Origin of the sequence: Micromonospora sp. NPDC049060 (assembly GCF_040649055.1) — a bacterium.
Lineage (GTDB): Bacteria > Actinomycetota > Actinomycetes > Mycobacteriales > Micromonosporaceae > Micromonospora > Micromonospora reichwaldensis.
Window position 1 is genome coordinate 1 of sequence record NZ_JBEZEV010000080.1, and the last position, 21386, is coordinate 21386.

Below are 21386 nucleotides of genomic sequence, written 5' to 3' on the forward strand. Positions count from 1 at the left end.
GTTGAACGCGTCCACCCGGGTCGACGGCAGCGAGAGCGACACGTTGGTGCCCTCGTACTGCTGGGCCAGGCCGGAGCACATGTCCCGGCGTCCGCGCCGACTGGTCGACGCCGGGCCGTGGGGCCCGGCCCGCCGGTCAGGAGTTGGGGCGCTTGCCGTGGTTCGCGCCGCTCTTCTTGCGGGCCTTCTTCTTGCGGGCCTTCTTCGCCATGGTGACCTCCTCGTGATGGTCGGATCCCGCCTGCGCACGATCTCGGCGCCGGTGCACGCACCGGTCCTCCCGGCGCCGGGTCCGACCCGCTGATGCTAGTGCGGCCGGCACCCGCCGTCGTCCGCCGGGGCCGCCGACGCCGCGCCACGCCGCACGACCCGCCGGGGGACCGCCCCTGAGTCGATCATCGACCCGGCCCGCGCCGCTCCACGCCCGCCGGAGGTCGCCCGCATGATTGGATACGTCGGCAGGCAACCGCGAGAGGGAGGGCCCGAAGATGGCCGAGGAGATCCGCGCCGAGATGGTGGCGAACGTCTGGAAGGTCGTCGCGTCGGCCGGGGACACCGTGTCCGAGGGGGACACCCTGGTGATCCTGGAGTCGATGAAGATGGAGATCCCGGTCGTCGCCGAGTCCGACGGCGTCGTCAAGCAGCTCGCGGTCAACGAGGGCGACGTCGTGCAGGACGGTGACCTGATCGCGGTGATCGATTGACCGGCCTCTCGGTGCGCCGGGCCGGGCCGGCCGACTTCGCGGCGGTGGCCCGGCTGACGGTGGCCGCGTACGAGGCGGACGGCCAGCTGAAGAACGAGCACGGCTACGCCGCCGTACTCGCCGACGTGGCGTCCCGGGCCCGGGACGGCGAGGTGCTCGTCGCCGTCGACGACGCCACAGGCGAGCTGCTCGGCTCGGTGACCCTCGTCCTGCCCGGCACCCGTTACGCCGAGCTGTCCCGGGCGGGTGAGGCGGAGTTCCGGATGCTGGCGGTGGACCCGGCCGCGCAGGGGCGGGGCGTCGGCGCGGCGCTGGTCGAGGCCTGCGTGTCGCGGGCGACCGAGCTGGGCTGTTCCGCAGTCGTCATCTGCGTCCGCGACGGCTTCGCCGCCTCCGCCCAGCGGCTCTACCGGCGGCGCGGATTCGTGCGGGTGGCCCGAGCTGGACTGGGTGCCCGTGGACGGGGTGCACCTGCTCGGCCTGCGGCTGGAGCTGACCGGCGCGTGAGCCGCCGGCGACGACGGCTCACCGGCGCCTGAGGAGCTCCCAGAGGCGGCGCAGGCGGGAACGCGGCCGGGGGACCGGGGCGGTGGCCGTCAGCGCGGTGGCCAGGGCCGCCGTCGCCGGATCCAGGGCCGGGCTGGCCAGGGCCAGGTGCGCCAGTGACGGCGCGATCGGCACCGGGCGGGTCCGGGCGACCGCTGCCACGTCGGCCAGCCGCTCGGTCACCACCCGGGCCACGTCGGGGCGCACGTCCGGGTCGACCCAGGCGGCGGTGACCAGGGCGAACAGGGCCGCCTCGGTGACCCAGTCCTCGACCCCCCAGACCAGGTCCAGCAGCACCCGGCGCCGGGTCGACTCCGCCCACGGCTCGTCGGTGCGGTGGTGCAGCAGGCCCAGGCACGCCCACACCTGGACGCAGCGCACCCAGAGCGAGGGGTCCTGCCCGAGTACCCGGCCCAACGCGGTCGGCGGCGCCTCCGGCGGGTGCGCCAGCAGGCCGAGCAGGTCGTCCAGTTCCAGGGTGGCCAGGCCCACCGCCGCGTCGTACGCCGCCGGCGGGTGCGGCCACGCCGGGTGGGCGAGCTGCCGCAGCCGCGCCGCCGCCTCCGGCGAGGGCGCCGGCACGGCGGGCACGACAGTCGTCCCGTCGGGCCGCCAGAGCTGCCGGGCGGTCGCCCGCCGGGGCTCGCGCGGGTCCGGGTCGGGCACGCCGGCCACCTCGATCCGCAGCCCGGGCGCGGCCGTCGCGGCGGCACGCAGCGCGCTGGGCGGCGGGGGCTGCTCCAGCCGTACGGCGCCGAGGCCGACGCGCTCGTCGGTGACCGCCTGACGCAGCGCGTCCACCACCGGCCCGGTCGCCGGGGTGACCTGCCCGAGCCACGGCCGGCTCCGGCAGCTCTCGGCCAGGTCGCCGTGCTCGTGCGTGTCGTCGGGATGGTCCCGGACGAAGTCGGCGAGCGCGACCAGGTGCGCCACGTCGCCGTCGCGCTGGTGCCGCAGCCGGTGCGCGGTGTGCACGGCGCACTCGAAGGAGGGGTCCCGGGCCAGCGCCCGGTCGATCCAGTCGAGCGCCTCGTCGAGCCGCCCGTTGTCGGCGAGCGTGCCGGCGATGTCGGCGTAGACGGTGAGGTCGTCGGGGTCGTGCGCGACGGCCCGGCCGAGTGCCGCCAGCGCCTCCCGGGTGCGCCCGGCGCTGCGGTACGCGTACCCGAGCCACACCTCGCCGATCTTCGACGGCTCCGCGCGTACGCCCCGGGCGGCCCAGCGGATCGCCAGGTCGACCTCGCCGACGCGCCTGGCCAGCGCGGACGCCGCGCCCAGCAGCAGGCCGTGCTCGGGGTGGACGGTGACCGCGTTGCGGGCCAGTGCCAGGTAGGGGGCCAGGGCGGCCCGGCCGGCCCGGGGCACCGGGTCGGGCACGGCGGCGCAGACCTGCATCAGGATCCGGGCGGCCCGGTCCGGTTCGAGGCGTTCGGCGAGTTCCGGGGTGGTCACCCACGGCACCCCGGCCCAGTCCGTCCCCGGCGCGTGGCCGGTCGCCGCGACCAGCAGGTCCAGCCCTTCGGCGGGCCGGCCGGCGGCGGCGAGCAGGTGCGCGCGGGCCACGACGGTGCCGACGAAGGCGTGGCCCTGGAGCGGGAAGAGGTCGACGCCGCCCGCGCCGTCGGTGGCGGCGAGCCGGGCGAGGGTCTCGTGCACCTCGGGCAGGGTCGGGGCCTGGGCCAGCGCGGCGGCGACGTGACCGGCCGCGTGTGCCAGGTCGTTGTCGTCCATGGCGAGGCGGGCCAGGGCAAGTTCCTCCGCCGCGGACAGCGACCGGTCGTCCTCGGGCACGTCGTCCTCTCGCTCGTCGGTCGGTGGGGCCGGGCAAGCCTAGGTGATGTTGCGCCGAGATGGTGATCATCTGCGCACTACTGTTCGTTCGATTGCTCAGGCCAGCCCAAACGTGCAAGACTGAGCAGGAAACGCGCGGCAACCGCGCAGTGGGAGGAGTTTCCGTGACGCGTGCAGGGGCCGGCATGGCGGCCGACATCGACGAGCAGCCGGCGGGCTACGAGCGGCTGCTCTCCGCCGAGCACGCCGGGGCGATCGCCCGGGTGGCGGCGGTCATCGCGGAACGCCGCCCGCGGCACGTGGTCTTCACCGCCCGGGGCACCTCCGACCACGCGGCCCTCTACGGGGCGTACCTGACCGAGATCCGGCTCGGCCTGCCCGCCGGCCTCGCCTCGCCCAGCGTCGTCACCCTCTACGGCGCGAAGCCGGACCTCTCCGACGCGCTGGTCGTCGGCGTCAGCCAGAGCGGCGGCTCGCCCGACCTCGCCGAGGTGCTACGCACCGCCCGCGCCTCCGGCGCGCTGACCCTCGCGGTCACCAACGCGCCCGACTCCCGGCTGGCCGGCGTCGCCGAGCTCAGCGTCGACATCGCCGCCGGGCACGAGCGCGCGGTGGCCGCCACCAAGACCTACACCGCCGAGCTGCTCGCCCTGCTGATGCTCGTCGAGGGCGTCCGGGCCGGCGACGGCGCGCTGCCCGCCGACGAACGCGAGGCGCTCGCCGCCCTGCCCGAGCTGGCCGCGCGCACCCTGGAGGACACCACCCCCACCCAGCTCGCGCCCCGCTACCGGTTCGCCGGCCAGCTGGTCACCACCGGCCGGGGGTACGCGTACCCGACCGCCCGCGAGGCCGCGCTGAAGCTGATGGAGACCTCCTACCTGCCGGCGCTCGCGTTCTCCGGCGCCGACCTGCTGCACGGCCCGCTCGCCATGACCGACCCGGACGTGCCGGTGCTCGCCGTGGTCGGCTCCGGGCCGGGCGGCCGGTCGATGGGCGAGGTGCTGCCCCGTCTCGGCGAGCGCCGCGCCGACGTGGTGGTGGTCGGCTCCGCCGACGTCGAGGGCGCCACCCGGATGGCCGTCCCCGAGGTCGACGAGCGCTACGCGCCGCTGCTGGACATCCTGCCGTTGCAGCGCCTGGCGCTGGCGCTGGCACTCGCCCGGGGCGAGGACCCGGACGCGCCGCGCGGGCTGAAGAAGGTCACCGCGACGATGTGACGCCCGTCGTGGCACGCTGGTCGACGTGTCCACGCTGCGCAACCTCGCCGAGGAGCACACCCGCCTCCGCCCGGCCGACATCGACCACCTGCACCGGATCGCCGGCGACTGGCAGTTGCTCTCCGATCTGTCCTTCGCCGACCTGCTGCTCTGGGTGCCCGTGGACGGTGACGGCGCGTTCCTCTGCGTCGCCCAGGTCCGGCCGACGACCGCGCCCACCGCGTACCTGGACGACCAGGTGGGGCGGATTGTCGGCGGGCCCGAGGTGGCCCACCTGGAGGTGGCCCACCGGCAGGGCCGGATCTGGCGGGAGGGCGACCCGGTCTGGTACGGCGACGTGCCGGCCCGGCACGAGGCGATCCCGGTCCGGCTGCGCACCACCGACGGGGAGGCCGGCGAGGTGATCGCCGTGGTGGGGCGGGACACCAACCTCTCCACCGCGCGCACCCCGAGCCAGCTGGAGCTGAACTACCTCACCACCGCCGACGACCTGGCCCAGATGATCGCCGACGGGACCTTCCCGCCGCCGCGCCATCCCGGGGAGACCACGTCGGCCCCGCGCGTCGGCGACGGGCTGGTCCGGCTCGACGCCGGCGGCAAGGTCACCTACGCGAGCCCGAACGCGCAGTCGGCGTACCGGCGGCTGGGCTACGCCTCCCACCTGGTGGGCGAGGACCTGGCGGCGCTGCACCGCCGGCTGGCGAGCGACCCGCTGGAGGGCACGGACGCGGCGAACGGCATCCTCGCGGCGCTGCGCGGCGAGGCGCCGCCCCGCCGGGAAATCGACGCGCGGGGCGCGACGATGCTCACCCGGGCGCTGCCGCTGATGCCCGCCGGGGTGCCGATCGGCGCGCTGGTGCTGGTCCGCGACATCACCGAGGTACGCCGCCGCGACCGCGCCCTGATCACCAAGGACGCCACCATCCGGGAGATCCACCACCGGGTGAAGAACAACCTCCAGACCGTCGCCGCGCTGCTGCGGCTCCAGGCCCGCCGGGTGTCCATGCCGGAGGCCCGGGTGGCCCTGGAGGAGTCGGTACGCCGGGTCGCCTCCATCGCGCTGGTGCACGAGACCCTCTCCATGTCCAGCGACGAGGCGGTCGAGTTCGACGGCATCGTCGACCGGGTGGCCAGTGCCGCCACGGAGGTGGCCGCGACGGAGGCCACGGTCGGCATGCGGCGCGAGGGCAGCTTCGGCGTGCTGCCCGCCGAGGTCGCCACGTCGCTGGTGATGGTGCTCAACGAGCTGCTGCTCAACGCCGTCGAGCACGGCTTCCCGCCGGCCGCCGAGACGCCCGGCGTCCCGACCGGTCCCGGAACCCCCGCCCCGGCCGCGGCAGGGCCGCCCGCCCCGGGAACGGCCATGGCGGAGGCGGCCGGTCCGGTCGAGCCGGAGGTGGTGCTGTCGGCGCACCGGTTCCGCAAGATGCTGCACGTCTCGGTCACCGACAACGGGCGCGGGCTGCCGCCCGACTTCGACGCCGAGCGGAGCGGCAACCTCGGCTTGCAGATCGTCCGCGCGCTGGTCACCGGCGAGCTGCGCGGCACCATCGAGCTGCGCGACGGCGCGAAGGGCGGCACCGAGGCGACGCTCGTCGTCCCGCTGGTGCGCGACGCCCCCGAGGGCCGTCCCGCCGGCTGACCCGGACGCACCGGCGCGAGGGCCGGGGGTGCCGGGGCGGCCATGATCAGTTGATCGGAAACCGGCCCCGGAGGCCCCACGACCCCGGCTCCCCGTCAACCGATCAAGCCGGTCGCCGGAGCCGGGGCGGGGTGGGGTGGGTGGGTCAGCGGGTGAGCAGGGCGACGGTGAGGCCCGGGCGCGGCCAGACCCGTTCGACGGTGTAGCCGGCGCGCAGCGCGTCGCCCTTGGCGCCGGCGACGGCGGCCAGCGGATCGTCGCGGCGGCCGGCCACGACCAGCCAGACCCGTTCCGCGCCGGCCAGGCACTCGGCCGGGCGGGCGCACTCGGCGGCCCACAGGTCGCCCCGGCGGGCCTGGTCCTGCGTCACCAGCACGTCGCGGGGCCGACGGTCGCCCAGGTGGTACGCGAGGCCCAGGTCGAGGAAGAGCCAGCTCTCCCGGGGGGAGTAGACGACCGCGTCCCCCGGCCGCTGACCGTCGGCGACGATCCGGGCCGCGCCCCGGTAGTCCACCGTCGCGCTGCGCGGCCACTCGTGGGTACGCCGCAGCGCCGCCTGGTCGGGCAGCCCGAGCAGCCCGGCCAGGGCGACGACGGCCAGCGCGGGTGGCAGCGGCACCGTCGCCAGCGCCGCGCCGGCGAGCAGGCAGGCGAAGGGCACCACGAAGACGAGGTACCGGGGCACCCAGAGCGGTACGACCAGCCCCGCGGCGAAGAGCAGCAGCACGGGCAGCAGCACGGCGAGCCCGGGCAGCAGGGCGCGCCGGCCCAGGCGTGCCGCGCCGAGCGCCGCGAGGCCCACCAGGACCCCGCCCACCACCCCGCTCTGCGCCACCCCGCCCGCGAGCGCGGCCAGGTCGTCGGGGCGGACGGCATCCACCCAGCCGAGCTGCCGGGAGCGCTGTTCCCTGCCGAGCAGCACCAGCGGGGTCAGCAGCAGCACGGTGGGCAGCAGGGCGAGCGCCCAGCGCAGCGGGCGGTTCGGCGGCCCCGTACGGCGGGTGGCGAGCACCGCCACCGCGTGCGCGGCGAGCAGGGTGAGCGCGACCAGGTGGGTGAGCCCGAGCGCGGCCACGGCGGCGGCGTACCCGGCCCAGCGCGTCCATCGGGGTCGGGCCGTCGCCTCGACCAGCAGCAGGGTCGCCAGCACCGCCAGGAAGGTGGCCAGCGCGTACGGGCGGGCCTCCTGGCCGTACCGCGAGGTGCCCGGGAGCACCGCGAGGAGCAGCCCGGCGAGCAGCCCGGCCCGGGCACCGAGCAGGCGCTGCCCGAGGAGCGCGGTCAGCCCGGCCGTGGCGGCCATGGCCAGTGCGGCGGGCAGCCGCAGCGCGGTCACCGAGTCGCCGAAGACGGCCACCCAGGCGTGCATGAACAGGTAGTAGGGGCTGGTGGCGGCGTCGATGGTGCCGGCGAGCCGGACGAGATCCCCGGGCGACCGGCTCGCCGCGCTCCAGGTGGCCAGCTCGTCGCGCCACGGCTGCGCGTGGTCGATCCCGGTCAGCACCACGGCCAGCGTGGCCAGGCTCGGCCCGATCCAGATCAGCCGCCCCGTGCGATCCGGCCCGCTCACCGCCTCGCGCACCAGCGGGACGCGGTCGCCGGGCGGGTCAGCGGAACCGGTCACATACCGCAGCGTCACACAGTCCGGCCGTCCGGTGCGCCGATCCGCCGATCGGGCGGCGGCGTCAGCCCTCGACCGTGACCCCGTGCTTCCCGCACGCGGCCACGAATTGGGGCAGGATCTGGCGCAGCGTCTGCCGGTAGAGCTCGGCCCCCGGCCCGGTCTCGCCGCGTAGACGCTGCACCCGTTCCACCTGACCGACCATGGTGACCCCGACCTTCGCGAGCTGGGGGTCTGCCGAGGCCTGGAAGAGCTCGGTCAGCTCCACCAGCTTCTCGCGGGGCACGACGGGCCCCTGCTCACCGCGCAGCAGCACCCCGCTGGAGCGGCACGCGCGTACCCCGCTGTCCTCGTCGGCGGGCGACGCGAAGCTCCGGTACGCCACCACGGCGCCGGCCCCCACGAGGAGCAGCCCGAGCAGGGCGGCGGCGACCACCACGACGCGGCGTCGACGCCGGGGATCCGGGCCGGCGGCCGGGGCGGTCGTCGTCCCGGTGCCCGTCGTGGCGGTGTCGGCGTGCGGGTCGGTCATCGGGGTTTCCTCCGTTCGGGTGGCGGCGGAGCCTAGCATCGGCGGTGGTCGGGGTGTGGCCCGTGATGTGGGATCCCGCACGCACTCGTTGGCCGGCCCTCGTCGGGTGTGGCAGCATGACTTCCATGACCGCCGCTGTCGTCCGCCGCTTCGTGGCTCGTCGCCACGTCGACTACGGCCGCGTGCGCAGCGCGATCTGTCCGGCCCACTGACGACGCCCGATCACTCTGTCTCGGGCGCGCCGCGCGCCGGCTGTTCCGACACCGTTGTCGCCAGCCCGTTCCGACGGGTCGGCCGCGCGCCTTGCGTGTTCCCGAGGCACCGCAGACAACGGAGGACGCCGCCATGGCGGTCAGCAGCATCCCGGCCCGGGCCGGGGACCCGACGTCCCCCCGACCGGCCCGGACCCCCCGCCGGCCCCGAGGTGAAGGTCAGTGGGCGCTCGGTCACCGCGAGCCGCTCAACCCCAATGAGCGGATCAAGAAGGACGACGACCCGCTGAACGTACGGGCCCGGATCGAGAACATCTACGCCCACCACGGGTTCGCCTCGATCGACCCGCAGGACCTCCGTGGCCGCTTCCGCTGGTGGGGCCTCTACACCCAGCGCAAGGCGGGCATCGACGGCGGCCGTACGGCCGTGCTGGAGCCGCACGAGCTGGAGGACGAGTTCTTCATGCTCCGGGTCCGGGTGGACGGGGGCGAGCTGAGCCTGGCGCAGCTGCGGGTGGTGGCGGACATCTCCCGCGAGTTCGCCCGGGACACCGCCGACATCACCGACCGGCAGAACATCCAGTACCACTGGATCCGGGTCGAGGACATGCCGGAGATCTGGCGCCGCCTGGAGTCGGTCGGCCTGCAGACCACCGAGGCGTGCGGCGACTGCCCCCGGGTGGTGCTGGGCAGCCCGGTCGCCGGGGTGGCCCGCGACGAACTGCTCGACCCGACGCCGGCGGTCGACGAGATCGTCCGCCGGTACGTGGGCGACAAGGCGTACTCCAACCTGCCGCGCAAGTTCAAGACCTCCATCTCCTGGCTGGTCGACACCCCGTACGAGGCGAACGACATCTCCTTCCTCGGGGTGGACCACCCGGACCACGGGCCGGGCTTCGACGTCTGGGTCGGCGGCGGCCTGTCCACGAACCCGATGCTGGCCAAGCGGCTCGGCGTCTGGGTGTCGCTGGATGAGGTGCCGGACGTCTGGGCGGGCGTGGTCGGCATCTTCCGCGACTACGGCTACCGCCGGTTGCGCAACCGCGCCCGACTGAAGTTCCTGGTCGCCGACTGGGGCGTGGAGAAGTTCCGCGAGGTGCTGGAGAAGGAGTACCTGGGCCGGGCGCTGCTCGACGGCCCGGCCCCGCAGCTGCCCGACAGGCCGGTGGACCACATCGGGGTGCACCCGCAGAGCGACGGGCGCAACTACGTCGGGGCTGCCCCGGTGGTGGGCCGGGTATCCGGCGGGCAGCTCGCCCGCCTGGCCGACGTGGTCGAGGCGCACGGCAGCGGGCGGGTGCGGCTCACCCCGTACCAGAAGCTGCTGGTGCTGGACGTGGCGCCGGAGCGGACCGACTCGCTGGTGCGCGACCTGCGCGGGATCGGCCTGGAGGCGCAGCCGTCGGCCTGGCGGCGCGGCACGATGGCCTGCACCGGCATCGAGTACTGCAAGCTGGCCATCGTCGAGACCAAGGCGCGCGGCGAGGAACTGGTGGCCCGGCTGGAGGAGCGGCTGCGGGACTTCGACGCCGACATCTCCATCCACCTCAACGGCTGCCCCAACGCCTGCGCCCGCACCCAGGTCGCCGACATCGGCCTCAAGGGCCAGCTCGTCGTCGGCCCGGACGGCCGCCAGGTGGAGGGCTTCCAGGTCCACCTCGGCGGCGGGCTCGGCATGGCCGAGGGACAGACGGCCGGGTTCGGCCGCAAGCTGCGCGGTCTGAAGACCACCGCCGAGGAGCTTCCGGCGTACGTGGAGCGGCTGGCCCGGCGCTACCTGGCGGGCCGGGAGACGGGCGAGACGTTCGCCAACTGGGTGATCAGGGTCGACGAGGAGGAACTCCGATGAGCGAGACCCGTTCCGCGCCGTTGTACTGCCCGTACTGCGGCGAGGAGGACCTGCGGCCGAGTGAGGCCGGCCACGGCGCCTGGGAGTGCCACGCGTGCGCCCGGGTGTTCACGGTGAAGTTCACCGGCCTGCTCGGCCGGTCGGTGGCCCGGTGAGCGGGGGCACGGGCGACCGGCCCGGTCTCGTCTCGGCGGCGGGCCTGGGCCTGGTCGGCCTGGGCGCTCCGGCTCCGGCCGACGCGGCCCGGCGCGACCCCGACGAGCTGCGCGCGCTGGCCGAGGCGGCCGGCCGGGACCTGGAGGGCGCGCCGGCGCTGGAGATCGCCCGCTGGGCGGCCGAGACCTTCGGCGCCCGGTTCTGCGTCACCAGCTCGATGGCCGACGCCGTGCTGGCCCACCTGGTCTCCCGGGTCGCCCCGGGGGTGGACGTGGTCTTCCTCGACACCGGACTGCACTTCCCGGAGACGCTCCGGGTCCGCGACGAGGTGGCCCGGACGCTGCCGGTGAACGTGCGCTCGATCCGGCCGCGCCTGACCGTGGGCCAGCAGGACGGCCAGTACGGCCCGCGCCTGTTCAACAAGGCTCCGGACGACTGCTGCCAGCTGCGCAAGGTGGAGCCGCTGGAGCGGGCGCTCGCCGGCTACGACGCCTGGGCCGCCGGGCTCCGCCGGGACGAGTCGCCGACCAGGGCGAACACGCCGGTGGTGACCTTCGACGCGCGCCGGGGCAAGGTCAAGGTCAACCCGATCGCGGCCTGGCGGCAGGCCGACGTGGACGCCTACGTCGCCCGCTGGAACGTGCCGGTCAACGAGCTGTTCAAGCAGGGCTACGGCTCGATCGGCTGCTGGCCCTGCACCCGCCGCACGAAGGCGGGGGAGGACCCCCGGGCCGGCCGCTGGGCGATGTTCGAGAAGACCGAGTGCGGCCTGCACGTCTGACCGGGCCGGTCCCGGGCTCTCCGGCGTCGGGGGCGCCCGGGCTGTCGGAGGCGGCCGACCCGGTGGTCCTGGTCGCCCACGGCAGCCGGGACCCGAGGGCCGCCGAGGCGACCCGGGCGCTGGCCCGGGCCGTGTCGGCCGCCCGGCCGGGCACGCCGGTGCTGGCGAGCTGGTTGGACCACACCGAGCCGGGACCGGCGACCGTGCTGCGGAACCTGGCCGCCGCCGGGCACCCCCGGGCCGTGCTGGTGCCGCTGCTGCTCACCGCGGCGTACCACCGGCGGGTGGACGTCCCGGCGGCGGTCGCGGCCGCCCGGGAGTCAGGGGCACCGATCGCGGTACGGGTGACCGACGTGCTCGGCCCATCCGACGGGGCGGTGGACGCCGGTCTGCTGGCGGGCCTGCACCGGCGGTTGGGCGAGGCGGGGGCGGGGCGCTTCGACGGGCTGGTGCTGGCCGCGGCCGGCACCAGGGACGCCCGGGCGCGCGGGTCGGTGGGCCGGGTGGCCGCCGCGCTGCGTGCCGGTCTCGGTGTGCCCACCCGCGTGTCGTACGCCTCGGCGGCCCCGCCGGCCGTCGCGGCGGCGGTGGCGCGGCTGCGGTCCCGGGGCGCCGGGCGGGTGGCGGTGTCGGCGTACTTCCTGGCTCCGGGCCTGTTCCACGACGCCGTCGCCACGGCGGCGCGGGGCGCCGGTGCGGTGGCGGTGTCCGCCCCGCTGACCGACGCGCCGGAGCTGGCCGATCTGGTCCTGCGGCGCGTGGACGCGGCGAGCCGGTTGGCCGGGATCACGGCCGGGCCATGATCGGACGCCGGATCACGAACACAGGCTCGGACAGCAGTACGCCCCGGCGGGCGTACCCGGCCGGGGCGTACTGACTGGTGCGTGGGGATCAGGCGGAGTGAGCGCGCAGCACCCGGAGGCCACCGCGGCGCTTGACAGCCCGCCGCTCCTCCTCGCTCATCCCGCCCCAGACGCCAGCGTCCTGACCGGACTCCAGCGCCCACTGCAGGCACTGGTCGGTCACGGAGCAGCGCCGGCAGACGGCCTTGGCCTGCTCGACCTGCAGGAGAGCCGGCCCGGACGTCCCGATCGGGAAGAACAGTTCCGGGTCCTCGTCGCGGCAGACAGCATGGTGACGCCAGTCCATGGCGGCAACACTCCTCATTCTGGGTGGGTGGCAGAGATTGCTTCTGTTGCTTTTCCTATATGCATCCGCAGCGCCGAATGGTGACGGTTCGCGTACGCCTATTCGGCAGTGCGTGAGCAGGCTGTGTCGGCCCTGCGGACCTGCTGGAACAGCTCAACCTGACGAGCCTATCCAAACAATGTCCCGGTAACTCAAGTTCGCTTGTGAATACTTTCACGAACGCCCGGGATGTCAAGGGTGACGCTCGGAAAAACTCCGGGCGGTGAGCAAGCCCACAACCCCTTTGTCCGGATTCCAGCGCCTTCCTGGTTACCCGGCGTACCACTGTCGAGGATCAATATAGTACAGTCCGCGTGACATTGCTGACATTTCCGGCACAGCCCCTCGGTGTGGCGGCCGTCGCATCGGTCCGGTGTCGCGGCCGCGTCGACCTAGGGCAGTACCCGAGACCTAGCAGATTACTCTCAGTGCGGCGGGAATGGATGTGAATCTGACTTTTTCCCGCTCGCCAAGGTAGTCGCCGTCGAGCTGGAACGCCTGCGGACGGGCCGAGACCAGGGTGAACTCCGCGACGTCGTGCAGCCGCAGCACCTGGCGGCCGTGCGGATCAGGGGTCCGGGAGAAGAACTGCGTCACCGTGCGTGTCGTGCTGGCCACCCGGAGCTGCCGCAGGGCGAGCACGTCCAGGCCCAGATCGAACGACGCCTCCGGGTTCGGGTTGACCTCGCGGTCGCCCAGGTACGTCCACGGCGCGGTGTTCTGGATGATGACCGTCGCCAGCTCGCCCTCCGGCAACTCGTCCGGGCGCTCCAGGCTGATCGCCGGATGGCGGCGGTCGGAGTTGAGGAAGTACTGGGCCGCGGTGGACCGGAAGTAGAGCGCGGGCGTCGAGACCCGGCCCCGCCGGCGGGCCTGCTCCACCCGGTGGATGACGGCCGCGTCGAGGCCGAAGCCCGCGCAGAAGGTGAAGTAGCGGTCGTCGGCCCGGCCGAGCCCGATCGTCCGGTAGCGGCCCAGCCGCAGGCCCTCCAGGATCATGCTGGTGCCGTCCGGCCAGTCCCGGGGCAGGCCCAGCGCCCGCGCGAAGACGTTTGTCGAGCCCCCCGGCACGGTCGCCAGGGCGGGCAGCCGCTCGGCCGGCGTGGTGCTGGCGGGGATGGTCGGCGGCTGCGCCGCCATCAGGCCGTTGACGACCTCGTTGACCGTGCCGTCGCCACCGAGCGTCACGACGACGTCGACGCCCTCCTCGGCCGCCTCGCGCGCCAGGTCGGTCGCGTGCCCCCGTCGCCGGGTGTAGCGCACGGAGAGGTCGACTTCGCTGCGCAGTGCCCGGACCAGGACGTCCCGGCTGCGCTCGCTGGTGGTGGTGGCCTTCGGATTGACCACCAGGACGGCCCGCATGGGCGGCACTGTACCGCGCGCCACCACGGGTATCGTGGCGCGCGTGACCATCGACTCCGACCCGATCCCCGCCACCCTCAGCTGGGCGGTCCGGCTGCTGCGGGCCGAGGCGGTCGCCGTGGGACTGGTCGCCGCGTGGCTGCTCTGGGCCGATCTCACCGCCACGACCACCGACCTCACGTCGGCGTTGCTCGTGACCGCGTTCGCCATCGGCGCGGCGGCGGCCCTCTGGGCGCTGGGCGGCGCGCTGGCACGCCGGAAGGCGGGAGCCCGGGCCCCGGCGATCGTGCTCCAGTTGATGCTGCTGCCCATCGGCTGGTTCATGGTCCAGGGCGGGATGGGGTGGCTCGGCGTACCGCTGATGGCGCTCGGCCTCGGGATGACCGCGCTGCTGGTGAGCACCCCCACCACCCGGGCCCTCGGCTTCGAGTGACCCCGCCGGGCCCGCGCGGGCCCGGCGCCGGTGGGTGGCCGGTCAGTAGCCGGAGGCGCGGCGGGTGAGCAGCGAGATGGTGGCCCGGCCGTCGGAGGCCGTCGCGGCCGCCGCCGTGGTCAGCGCCGTGAGCACCTTCCAGGCGAAGGACGACTCGGCGGGGAGCGTCGCGCCGCGAACGGTCGGCACGGTCACCTCCACGGTGAGCGCGTCGTCCGTGACCGCGAAGCGGCAGTCGAGCTCCGCGTCGCGGGTGGCGATGGCGAGCAGCATCGCGCACGCCTCGTCGACGGCGATGCGCAGGTCCTCGATCTCGTCGAGGGCGAACTGCAGCCGCGCCGCGAGCCCCGCGGTGGCGGTACGTAGCACCCCGAGGTAGCCCCCGTCCGCGGGCACGGTGAGGTGCACGACGTCGTCGTCGGTCGTCGGCTGCCCGGTCAGTTGAGTCACCACTCATCCCCCCGGTCGGGGACTCTACCCGCTCGGTCGCTTGAACGTGTGGGGACCGCCACGTCTGCCGCGGAAGCGGTCGGGGCGGCCCCGCTGAGCTGGTGGGGAACCCACTCCTGCGCCAGCTCCTGCGCCAGGGCGACGACGGCCGGCACGTCCTCGGGACGTGCCGGCCGGATCGTCGGCGGACCGGTGAGGGTCACGCCTGCTTGGTCTCCCAGAAGATCTTGGAGATCTCGTCGATCTTCTGGAGCAGCTCGTCGGCCTTGGACGGGTCGGTGCCGCCCTTCGCGCCGGCGGCGCCGGCCAGCTTGGTGGCCTCGTTGAACAGCTGGTGCAGGTGCGGGTACTTCTCGAAGTGGGCCGGCTTGAAGTAGTCGGTCCACAGCACCCACAGGTGGTGCTTCACCAGGTCGGCGCGCTGCTCCTTGATCAGGATGGCGCGGGTGCGGAACTCGGGGTCGGTGTTGGCCTGGTACTTCTCGCAGATCGCCTTCACCGACTCGGCCTCGATCCGGGCCTGGGCCGGGTCGTAGACGCCGCAGGGCAGGTCGCAGTGGGCGCTGGCGGTCACGCGGGGCGTAAGGATGCGCGGAAGTCGCATCAGGATCCTCCATGGGAAGTTTGCGATGATCCAAGACGACATTACTCCTGGACGCGCTCCGGGGAGGCCGGGTGGAGGGGAAACCAATGGGGACCGATCACCCGACGGTGGCCCCCCGGCTGCGGTGGCCGCTGACCGCCGTACTGGTGACCGGTCCGTCCATGTCGCCCACGCTGCGGCACGGCGACGCGGTGCTGGTCCGCCCCGGCGGCCGGGCGGTCCGCCCCGGTGACGTCGTGGTCGCGGTCTTCCGCAGCCGCCCCGACCTGCTCGTGGTCAAGCGCGCGATCCGCGCCCAGGACGGCGGGTGGTGGCTGCGCGGCGACAACGACCTGGTCACCGACGACTCCCGGGCGTACGGGGTGGCCGACGTGCGGGGCCGCGTGGTGGCCCGCTACTGGCCCCGGCCCGCGCGGGTGCGCCCACAGCGGATATGACCCCGCTCACACCGGTGTGACGGTGGCGACACTATGCTCCAGACGTGCCCGGGTGACCCCCGCACCGCGTGCTGCCGCTCGGCGCCTCACCTCGCGTCCGCGCCGGCCGCCCCGTCTGCTCGACAGATCCTGGAGTCACCATGTCATCGTCCACCGTGGACCCCGCTGATCCCGTCTTCCGACTGCACCGGGGCGGCAAGATGGCCGTCGCCTCGACCGTTCCGCTGACCAGCCGCGAGGACCTCTCCCTCGCGTACACCCCCGGTGTGGCCCGGGTCTGCGAGGCGATCGCCGCCGACCCGACGCTCGCCGACGACTACACCTGGGCGGCGCACACCGTCGCGGTCGTCACCGACGGCTCGGCCGTACTCGGGCTCGGCAACATCGGCCCGCGCGCCTCGCTGCCGGTGATGGAGGGCAAGGCGGTGCTGTTCAAGCAGTTCGGCGGCGTCGACGCGGTGCCGGTCTGCCTGGACACCCAGGACGTCGACGAGATCGTGGCGGTGGTGCGGGCGCTGGCCCCGTCGTTCGGCGGGATCAACCTGGAGGACATCAGCGCCCCGCGCTGCTTCGAGGTGGAGCGCCGGCTCGACGAGGCCCTGGACATCCCGGTCTTCCACGACGACCAGCACGGCACCGCGATCGTCGTGCTCGCCGCCCTGCGCAACGCCGCCAGGCTGCTCGACCGAAAGCTCGGCGACCTGCGCGTGACGGTCAGCGGCGCCGGCGCGGCGGGGGTCGCGGTGACGAAGATGCTGATCGCCGGCGGCGTGAACCCCGACCAGGTGGTGGTCTGCGACTCCAAGGGGATCATCGGCCGGCACCGGCCCGAACTGACCGGCACCAAGGCCGAGCTGGCGGCGGCCACCAACGCCGACGGTCGCGAGGGCGACATCACCGAGGCGCTGCGCGACGCGGACGTGCTGATCGGCGTGTCGGGCGGGCAGATCCCCGAGGCGGCGGTCGCCGGCATGGCCCCCGGCGGCATCGTCTTCGCCCTGGCCAACCCGACGCCCGAGGTGCACCCGGAGGTGGCCGCCCGGCACGTGGCGGTCGTCGCCACCGGCCGCAGCGACTACCCCAACCAGATCAACAACGTGCTGGCCTTCCCGGGTGTGTTCCGGGGCGCGCTGGACGCCAAGGCCACCCGGATCACCGAGGGCATGAAGGTCGCCGCCGCCGACGCGATCGCGGGCGTGGTGGCCGAGTCGCTCACCGCCGAGGCGATCGTCCCGTCCCCGCTCGATCCCCGGGTCGCCCCCGCGGTGGCCGAGGCGGTCGCCGAGGCCGCGCGCCGCGACGGCGTCACCCGCTGAACGTGTGAGGAAGGGCCCCTTCCTGTCGCCCAGGCGATAGGAAGGGGCCCTTCCTTGCGTCGGTGCCCTTCTTGCCGGGGGCTCGGCTTGTTACCGTGCCGATCATGCGTGCCGCCTTCGTCTCCCGCTTCGACGACGCCAACCCGCTCGCCGCGCTCACCGTCGGCGAGCAGCCCGAGCCGACCCACCCGGCCGACGACTGGGTGACCGTGCAGGTGCGGGCCAGCTCCCTCAACCACCACGACCTCTGGTCCCTGCGCGGGGTGGGGCTGCGCGCCGAGCAGCTGCCCATGATCCTCGGCTGCGACGCCGTCGGGGTGGACCCGGACGGCAACGAGGTCGTCGTCTACCCGGTGATCCCCACCCCGGGCGACCCGCGTGGCATCTCCATCCTCTCGGAGCACTTCCCCGGCACGCTGGCCGAGCGGGTCGCCGTACCCCGGTCGAACCTGCTGGCCCTGCCGGCGGGCCTGGCGGCGGCGGACGCGGCCTGCCTGCCGACGGCCTGGCTGACCGCCTGGCGGATGCTGACCACCGTGGGCCGGGTCGGCGAGGCCGACGCCGTGCTGGTCCAGGGCGCCGGCGGGGGCGTGGCCACCGCGGCCGTCGCGCTCGCCGCCGCGATGGGCAAGCGGGTGTACGCGACCAGCCGCGACGCCGCCAAGCGGGAACGGATCGCCGAGCTGGGCGCCACCGCCGTCGAGCCCGGCGCCCGACTGCCGGAGCGGGTCGACGTGGTAGTCGAGACGGTCGGCGCGGCCACCTTCGACCACTCGCTGAAGTCCGCCGCGCCGATGGCCCGGATCGTGGTCTCCGGCGCCACCTCGGGACACGAGCCGAAGGTCAACCTGCGCCGGGTCTTCGCCATGCAGCTGGAGATCCTGGGCACCTCGATGGGCACCCCCGACGAGCTGGCCGCCCTGCTCGCCTTCTGCGCCGAGCGCGGCGTGCGCCCAGTGGTGGACTCCGTGCTCCCGTTCAGCGAGGTCGCCGACGCCTTCGCCCGCCTGCACTCCGGCGACGTCTTCGGCAAGGTCGTCGTCGACCACACCGCCTGAGTCCCGCCATCGCCGTGGGCCTCCCTGGTCGGGAGGCCACCGTCGGTCAGAGGCGGTTGTCGAGGGTGGCGACGTCGTCGCGGGCGGCGTCGGTGGGGATGCGGCCCTTGGCGGCCTGGTCGCCGTAGAGCGACCAGCGGAGGAACTCGACCGTGGTGTCCGAGACCACCCGCAGCGAGGCGCCGTCGCTGAGCAGCGCCCGGCCGTGGTCGCCCTTCGGCAGGCTCAGCATCGCCTTCGGCCAGGGCACCCGGTCGTAGGCGGCCTTGCCGGCGGCGTACTCGACCACCTCGTCGGCCTCGCCGTGCACGAAGAGCTGCGGGGCGGCGACGCCCGCGAAGGCGGTGCCGACGCCGAGCGCCGTGCCGGCGAAGACGACCCCGGCGTCCAGCCGTTCGTCCCGGCCGGCGGTGAACAGGCCGATGGTGGTCACCCCGCCGGCCGAGTGCCCGGCCGCCGCCACCCGGTCCGTGGCCAGCCGGCCGCGCAGCGGGTCGCCGGCCTTGCCGTCGAGGGCGAGCACCTGGGTCAGCACGTACGACACGTCGGCCGGCTGGTTGAGCACGTCGAGCACGTTGCCGTCGCCACCCCGGGCGGTGTGCGGGAAGGTCGGCGCGGCCACCACGAACCCGGCCGCCGTCCAGCGGGTGAGCAGCGTCTCGTAGTCGGCCGGCCGGGCGCTCAACCCGTGGCTGAACATCACCACGGGGAACTTCCCCGTGGCGGCGTCCGCCGACCGCTCCGGCTGCCCGCCGGGCTGCCCGGCCGCCGGGTACCAGACGGTCACCGGCAGCGGGCGCTTCCCGTCGCGGTTCAGCTTCAGCTGCCGTACGCCGACGGCGAAGGCCTTGTCGGGTGCGGTGCCGGCGGGCACCTGCGGGGTGGGGCCGGCCGCCTGTGCGGGCGGCGCCGAGGCCGTCACCTGCGGAGCCGCCTGTGAGCCTGCCGCCTGCGGGGCCGGCCCGGCATCGTCGGAGCAGCCGACCAGACCGGCGGTGAGCAGTGCGGAGGCGAGCAGGGCGGGGGTGACACGACGCGGCATGGGAACGATTGTGCCTCGCGGCGCGTCCCGCTACGCCGCAGACCGCCGCAGTACGCCCCCATGCGCTGCCCGCGCCCACTGCCACCCCTGACCACTCCTGCGGCGCCCGGGCTGCTGCCGGCGCCCGGGCTGCTGCCGGCGCCCGGGCTGCTGGCGGCGCCCGGGCTGCTGGCGGCGCCCGGGCTACGCGCGGTGCCTGGGCTGCCTGGCACCTGGGCTGCTGGCGGTGTCCGGGTTGCGCGGTGTCCGGGTTGCGCGGTGTCCGGGCTGCTGGCGGTGCCCCGGTGATCAGGACGCCATGGACGTTATCCGGTGGTTTTAGGGTCCATGGCGTCCTGATCACCATTGGTTGGCGCACCAGCCCGCTCTCCTGATGAGTAGTTCCATCGGCCTGCTCGGAGCGGCACCGGCCGGGCTCCGGGCGGCGGGTTGGCCGGGTTTTCGAGTGGCGTTCGGCCTGCTCTGGGCGGCGGCATGGGCCGGGCTCGACTGGGAGGTGGCCATGCGCCGGGTCGTGACTCCTGGCTCCGGGCGTCTGCTCGGGAGGGTCAGCGGGCGGGGCGGGTCTCGTAGAGCGTCACGCCGGGGCGGCGGGCGTCGCCGGGCAGGCGGTGGCCGGCGGTCGGGTCGCCGTAGAGCGTCCAGCGGAGGAAGTCCGTCGTGGTGGCCAGGACCTGGTCGAAGCCGGGCCGCCCCGGGTTCAGGTACTCGCCGTGGCCCTGCCCGAGCAGGCTCAGGAAGGCGGTGGGGCCGGTCGTGCGCTGGTACGCGGCGCGGCCGACCGTCACCGGCACGATCTTGTCCGCCGTACCGTGCACGAAGAGCAGCGGGGCTGCCGGACCGGCGAAGCTGCCGGCCGTTCCGCCGCCGGCGATCACGATGCCGGCGCGCAGCCGCCCCGAGCGGCCGGAGGTGAACATGCCGGCCGTGGTGAAGCCGCCCGCCGAGTGGCCGGCGGCGGCGACCCGGGTGACGTCGAGGTGCCCGGCGAGCGGGTCTGCGGCCCGGGTGTCGAGCCGCGTCAGGTGCCGGATCAGTCGCCAGCCGTCGGCCGGCTGGTGGCGTACGTCGGCACGGCTGAACCGGGCCGCGCCGCGCCGGGTGTGCGGGTAGGCCGGGGCGGCGACCACGAACCCGGCGGCGGCCCAGCGCGCGGTCAGGCCGGCGTGCAGCTCGGGCAGGCTGTGCAGTCCGTGGCTGTAGACCACCACGGGGAAGCGCCCGGCGGCCACCGCGTCGCCCTCCGTCGGGTACCAGACGGTCACCGGCAAGGGGCGCGCCGAGGCCGGGTCGACGGTGAACGTGCGTACGCCGACGGTGTAGGCGGCCGCGGGCGCCGGGCGGGCCGGCGGCGGTGTGCCGGGCGCGGCGGCTCCCGCCGGGGCGCAACCGGCCAGCAGCGTCGTCATCAGTACGGCGACCAGCCGCTTTGTCCCCACGGATTCACGGTAGGTGCCCGGCGGCCCGCAGCGGTCCCGCCGTCCGGACCGGACGCCCTCACCACCCGGGCGGATCGTCTCCACCGGCCGGCTGGACCTGACCCCGGGACGCGCGCCGGGGACGGCGGCGCGCAACCGGCTTGGCTAGGGTCACCGCCATGCCTGAGAACCGCACAGACCCGAGCGGCAACACCGAGGCGTTCCGCGCCTACGCCCACACCGCCGAGCCCGAGGCCCCGGCCGGCGCGTCCCGGACGCCGCTGCTCGTCGGCGCGGCGGCGGTCGCGGTCGTGCTGGTCGCCCTCCTCGCCTGGCTCGCGCTGGGCTGAGCGGCGTGGAGCCGCCTGGAAACCCGCAGCCGGGCGCGGGGGAGCCGCCGACGGGAAGCCCGGAGTCGGCGGCGGGTCTGGGGCGCGTTCCGGGGCGGTGGCGGAGGCTCCGCTCCGGTCTTCGCGGCGTCCACCGGGGCAGTGCCGCCCTCGGCCTGGTGCTGGTGCTCGCGGGCCTGACGTACGCGGTGGCCATCGGGGCGTACAAGTGGCACCTGCACGTCAAGGCGGAGCGGCTACGGGCGGACGGCGTCCCGGTACAGGCGACCGTGAGCGACCGCCGCGACACCGTCGGACGCGGCGGCGGCACCGACACCGTCCAGGTCTGGTACGAGTACGGCGGTGTCCAACACAACGAGCGCATCCTCTGTGGCTCGGCCGGCGGCTGTACCGAGGAGCCTCCGGAGGAGATGATGCTCTGGGTCGATCCGGAGCGGCCGGCGGAGTTCGTGGCCGCCAACGGCAACACCGACGACTCGGTCTTCTTCCTCAACTCCTGGGGCGGCATCCCGTTCGGGCTGCTGGGTGCGGCGTTGGGCGGGGGTTTCCTCTTCGCGGCCCTCGTTCCGACGGGGATGTTCGACCGGCCCGCCCCCGCACCACCCCGGCGGGGTCGGGGGCGCGACCGCGTCCGGCGCACCCGGGCCGCCAGACGACGAGGAAAGGCGCGCCGCTGA

At 74.9% G+C, this 21386-nt stretch carries 23 protein-coding genes and 1 pseudogene; 14 read left to right on the forward strand and 10 right to left on the reverse strand.

The genetic code is table 11. The features are described 5' to 3' along the window. Positions 1–136: 136 nt before the first annotated feature. On the reverse strand, positions 137–268 hold the full coding sequence (locus AB0B83_RS23780; protein ID WP_255421071.1) for a hypothetical protein: 132 nt from the start codon (positions 266–268) through the stop codon (positions 137–139). 220 nt (positions 269–488) lie between these two features. Between AB0B83_RS23780 and AB0B83_RS23785 the strand changes: the two genes are divergently transcribed. Beyond that, positions 489–704, forward strand: a complete 216-nt coding sequence (locus AB0B83_RS23785; RefSeq protein WP_088973021.1) for a biotin/lipoyl-binding carrier protein — start codon at positions 489–491, stop codon at positions 702–704. Continuing rightward, positions 701–1211 (forward strand): annotated as a pseudogene (locus tag AB0B83_RS23790) (GNAT family N-acetyltransferase). The gene AB0B83_RS23785 and the pseudogene AB0B83_RS23790 overlap by 4 nt, the downstream one beginning before the upstream one ends. Positions 1212–1229: 18 nt before the next feature. Here the strand turns inward: AB0B83_RS23790 and AB0B83_RS23795 are convergent. Continuing rightward, on the reverse strand, positions 1230–3041 hold the full coding sequence (locus tag AB0B83_RS23795) for a tetratricopeptide repeat protein (RefSeq protein WP_357580016.1): 1812 nt from the start codon (positions 3039–3041) through the stop codon (positions 1230–1232). A gap of 185 nt (positions 3042–3226) precedes the next feature. On the opposite strand from AB0B83_RS23795, the gene AB0B83_RS23800 reads away from it, so the two are divergent. Both AB0B83_RS23800 and AB0B83_RS23805 read left to right on the forward strand, forming a co-directional pair. Beyond that, positions 3227–4258, forward strand: a complete 1032-nt coding sequence (locus AB0B83_RS23800) for an SIS domain-containing protein (RefSeq protein WP_132231368.1) — start codon at positions 3227–3229, stop codon at positions 4256–4258. Between the two features lie 25 nt (positions 4259–4283). After that, positions 4284–5900, forward strand: coding sequence for a histidine kinase N-terminal domain-containing protein (locus AB0B83_RS23805; RefSeq protein ID WP_357580017.1), 1617 nt, complete (start codon positions 4284–4286; stop codon positions 5898–5900). A gap of 145 nt (positions 5901–6045) precedes the next feature. On the opposite strand, the gene AB0B83_RS23810 is transcribed toward AB0B83_RS23805, so the two are convergent. After that, positions 6046–7470, reverse strand: a complete 1425-nt coding sequence (locus AB0B83_RS23810; RefSeq protein WP_357580034.1) for a glycosyltransferase family 39 protein — start codon at positions 7468–7470, stop codon at positions 6046–6048. Between the two features lie 115 nt (positions 7471–7585). Continuing rightward, the gene (locus tag AB0B83_RS23815) at positions 7586–8053 is read right to left on the reverse strand and encodes a hypothetical protein (RefSeq protein WP_357580018.1); all 468 of its coding nucleotides are present in this window, start codon (positions 8051–8053) and stop codon (positions 7586–7588) included. Positions 8054–8398: 345 nt separating this feature from the next. Here AB0B83_RS23815 and AB0B83_RS23820 point away from each other — a divergent pair, with 345 nt between their 5' ends. Genes AB0B83_RS23820 through AB0B83_RS23835 form a run of 4 tightly spaced genes read left to right on the forward strand, consistent with a single transcriptional unit; the run spans position 8399 to position 11854 of the window. Beyond that, entirely contained in the window at positions 8399–10114 is a 1716-nt protein-coding gene (locus tag AB0B83_RS23820) for a nitrite/sulfite reductase (protein ID WP_357580019.1), read from the forward strand. After that, complete coding sequence (locus AB0B83_RS23825) at positions 10111–10269, forward strand: hypothetical protein (protein WP_357580020.1); 159 nt, start codon at positions 10111–10113, stop codon at positions 10267–10269. Before AB0B83_RS23820 ends, AB0B83_RS23825 begins: the two co-directional genes overlap by 4 nt. Beyond that, positions 10266–11051, forward strand: coding sequence for a phosphoadenylyl-sulfate reductase (locus AB0B83_RS23830; RefSeq protein WP_357580021.1), 786 nt, complete (start codon positions 10266–10268; stop codon positions 11049–11051). The genes AB0B83_RS23825 and AB0B83_RS23830 overlap by 4 nt, the downstream gene beginning before the upstream one ends. 41 nt (positions 11052–11092) lie before the next feature. Further along, entirely contained in the window at positions 11093–11854 is a 762-nt protein-coding gene (locus AB0B83_RS23835; RefSeq protein WP_357580035.1) for a CbiX/SirB N-terminal domain-containing protein, read from the forward strand. 88 nt (positions 11855–11942) lie between these two features. Here the strand turns inward: AB0B83_RS23835 and AB0B83_RS23840 are convergent, their stop codons facing one another. Both AB0B83_RS23840 and AB0B83_RS23845 read right to left on the reverse strand, forming a co-directional pair. Beyond that, entirely contained in the window at positions 11943–12200 is a 258-nt protein-coding gene (locus tag AB0B83_RS23840; RefSeq protein ID WP_007072794.1) for a WhiB family transcriptional regulator, read from the reverse strand. A gap of 450 nt (positions 12201–12650) precedes the next feature. Further along, complete coding sequence (locus AB0B83_RS23845; protein WP_357580022.1) at positions 12651–13601, reverse strand: diacylglycerol kinase family protein; 951 nt, start codon at positions 13599–13601, stop codon at positions 12651–12653. A 43-nt stretch (positions 13602–13644) separates the two neighbouring features. Between AB0B83_RS23845 and AB0B83_RS23850 the strand changes: the two genes are divergently transcribed. Further along, on the forward strand, positions 13645–14034 hold the full coding sequence (locus AB0B83_RS23850; RefSeq protein WP_311413043.1) for a hypothetical protein: 390 nt from the start codon (positions 13645–13647) through the stop codon (positions 14032–14034). A 42-nt stretch (positions 14035–14076) separates the two neighbouring features. Here AB0B83_RS23850 and AB0B83_RS23855 read toward each other — a convergent pair whose 3' ends face one another. Next, on the reverse strand, positions 14077–14484 hold the full coding sequence (locus tag AB0B83_RS23855) for an ATP-binding protein (protein ID WP_132231108.1): 408 nt from the start codon (positions 14482–14484) through the stop codon (positions 14077–14079). 199 nt (positions 14485–14683) lie between these two features. Continuing rightward, entirely contained in the window at positions 14684–15088 is a 405-nt protein-coding gene (gene sodN, locus AB0B83_RS23860; protein WP_088998581.1) for a superoxide dismutase, Ni, read from the reverse strand. 86 nt (positions 15089–15174) lie between these two features. Here sodN and AB0B83_RS23865 point away from each other — a divergent pair, with 86 nt between their 5' ends. The 3 genes from AB0B83_RS23865 to AB0B83_RS23875 all read left to right on the forward strand — a co-directional run bounded on the left by AB0B83_RS23865 (position 15175) and on the right by AB0B83_RS23875 (position 17899). Then, positions 15175–15525: a S24 family peptidase gene (locus tag AB0B83_RS23865; RefSeq protein WP_151457052.1), complete on the forward strand. Its 351-nt coding sequence runs from the start codon at positions 15175–15177 to the stop codon at positions 15523–15525. A gap of 140 nt (positions 15526–15665) precedes the next feature. Further along, positions 15666–16841 carry an NADP-dependent malic enzyme gene (locus AB0B83_RS23870; protein ID WP_357580023.1) on the forward strand — a complete coding sequence of 392 codons (1176 nt, stop codon included), beginning with the start codon at positions 15666–15668 and terminating at the stop codon, positions 16839–16841. Positions 16842–16936: 95 nt separating this feature from the next. Beyond that, entirely contained in the window at positions 16937–17899 is a 963-nt protein-coding gene (locus tag AB0B83_RS23875) for a zinc-binding dehydrogenase (RefSeq protein WP_357580024.1), read from the forward strand. 46 nt (positions 17900–17945) lie between these two features. Here AB0B83_RS23875 and AB0B83_RS23880 read toward each other — a convergent pair whose 3' ends face one another. Then, positions 17946–18941, reverse strand: coding sequence for a chlorophyllase (locus AB0B83_RS23880; RefSeq protein WP_357580025.1), 996 nt, complete (start codon positions 18939–18941; stop codon positions 17946–17948). A 548-nt stretch (positions 18942–19489) separates the two neighbouring features. Next, on the reverse strand, positions 19490–20380 hold the full coding sequence (locus AB0B83_RS23885; RefSeq protein ID WP_357580026.1) for an alpha/beta hydrolase: 891 nt from the start codon (positions 20378–20380) through the stop codon (positions 19490–19492). Between the two features lie 158 nt (positions 20381–20538). Here AB0B83_RS23885 and AB0B83_RS23890 point away from each other — a divergent pair, with 158 nt between their 5' ends. Together AB0B83_RS23890 and AB0B83_RS23895 are read left to right on the forward strand one after the other, a co-directional pair. Then, positions 20539–20709, forward strand: a complete 171-nt coding sequence (locus AB0B83_RS23890; RefSeq protein ID WP_165947702.1) for a hypothetical protein — start codon at positions 20539–20541, stop codon at positions 20707–20709. Between the two features lie 158 nt (positions 20710–20867). After that, positions 20868–21386 carry a hypothetical protein gene (locus AB0B83_RS23895; protein ID WP_357580027.1) on the forward strand — a complete coding sequence of 173 codons (519 nt, stop codon included), beginning with the start codon at positions 20868–20870 and terminating at the stop codon, positions 21384–21386.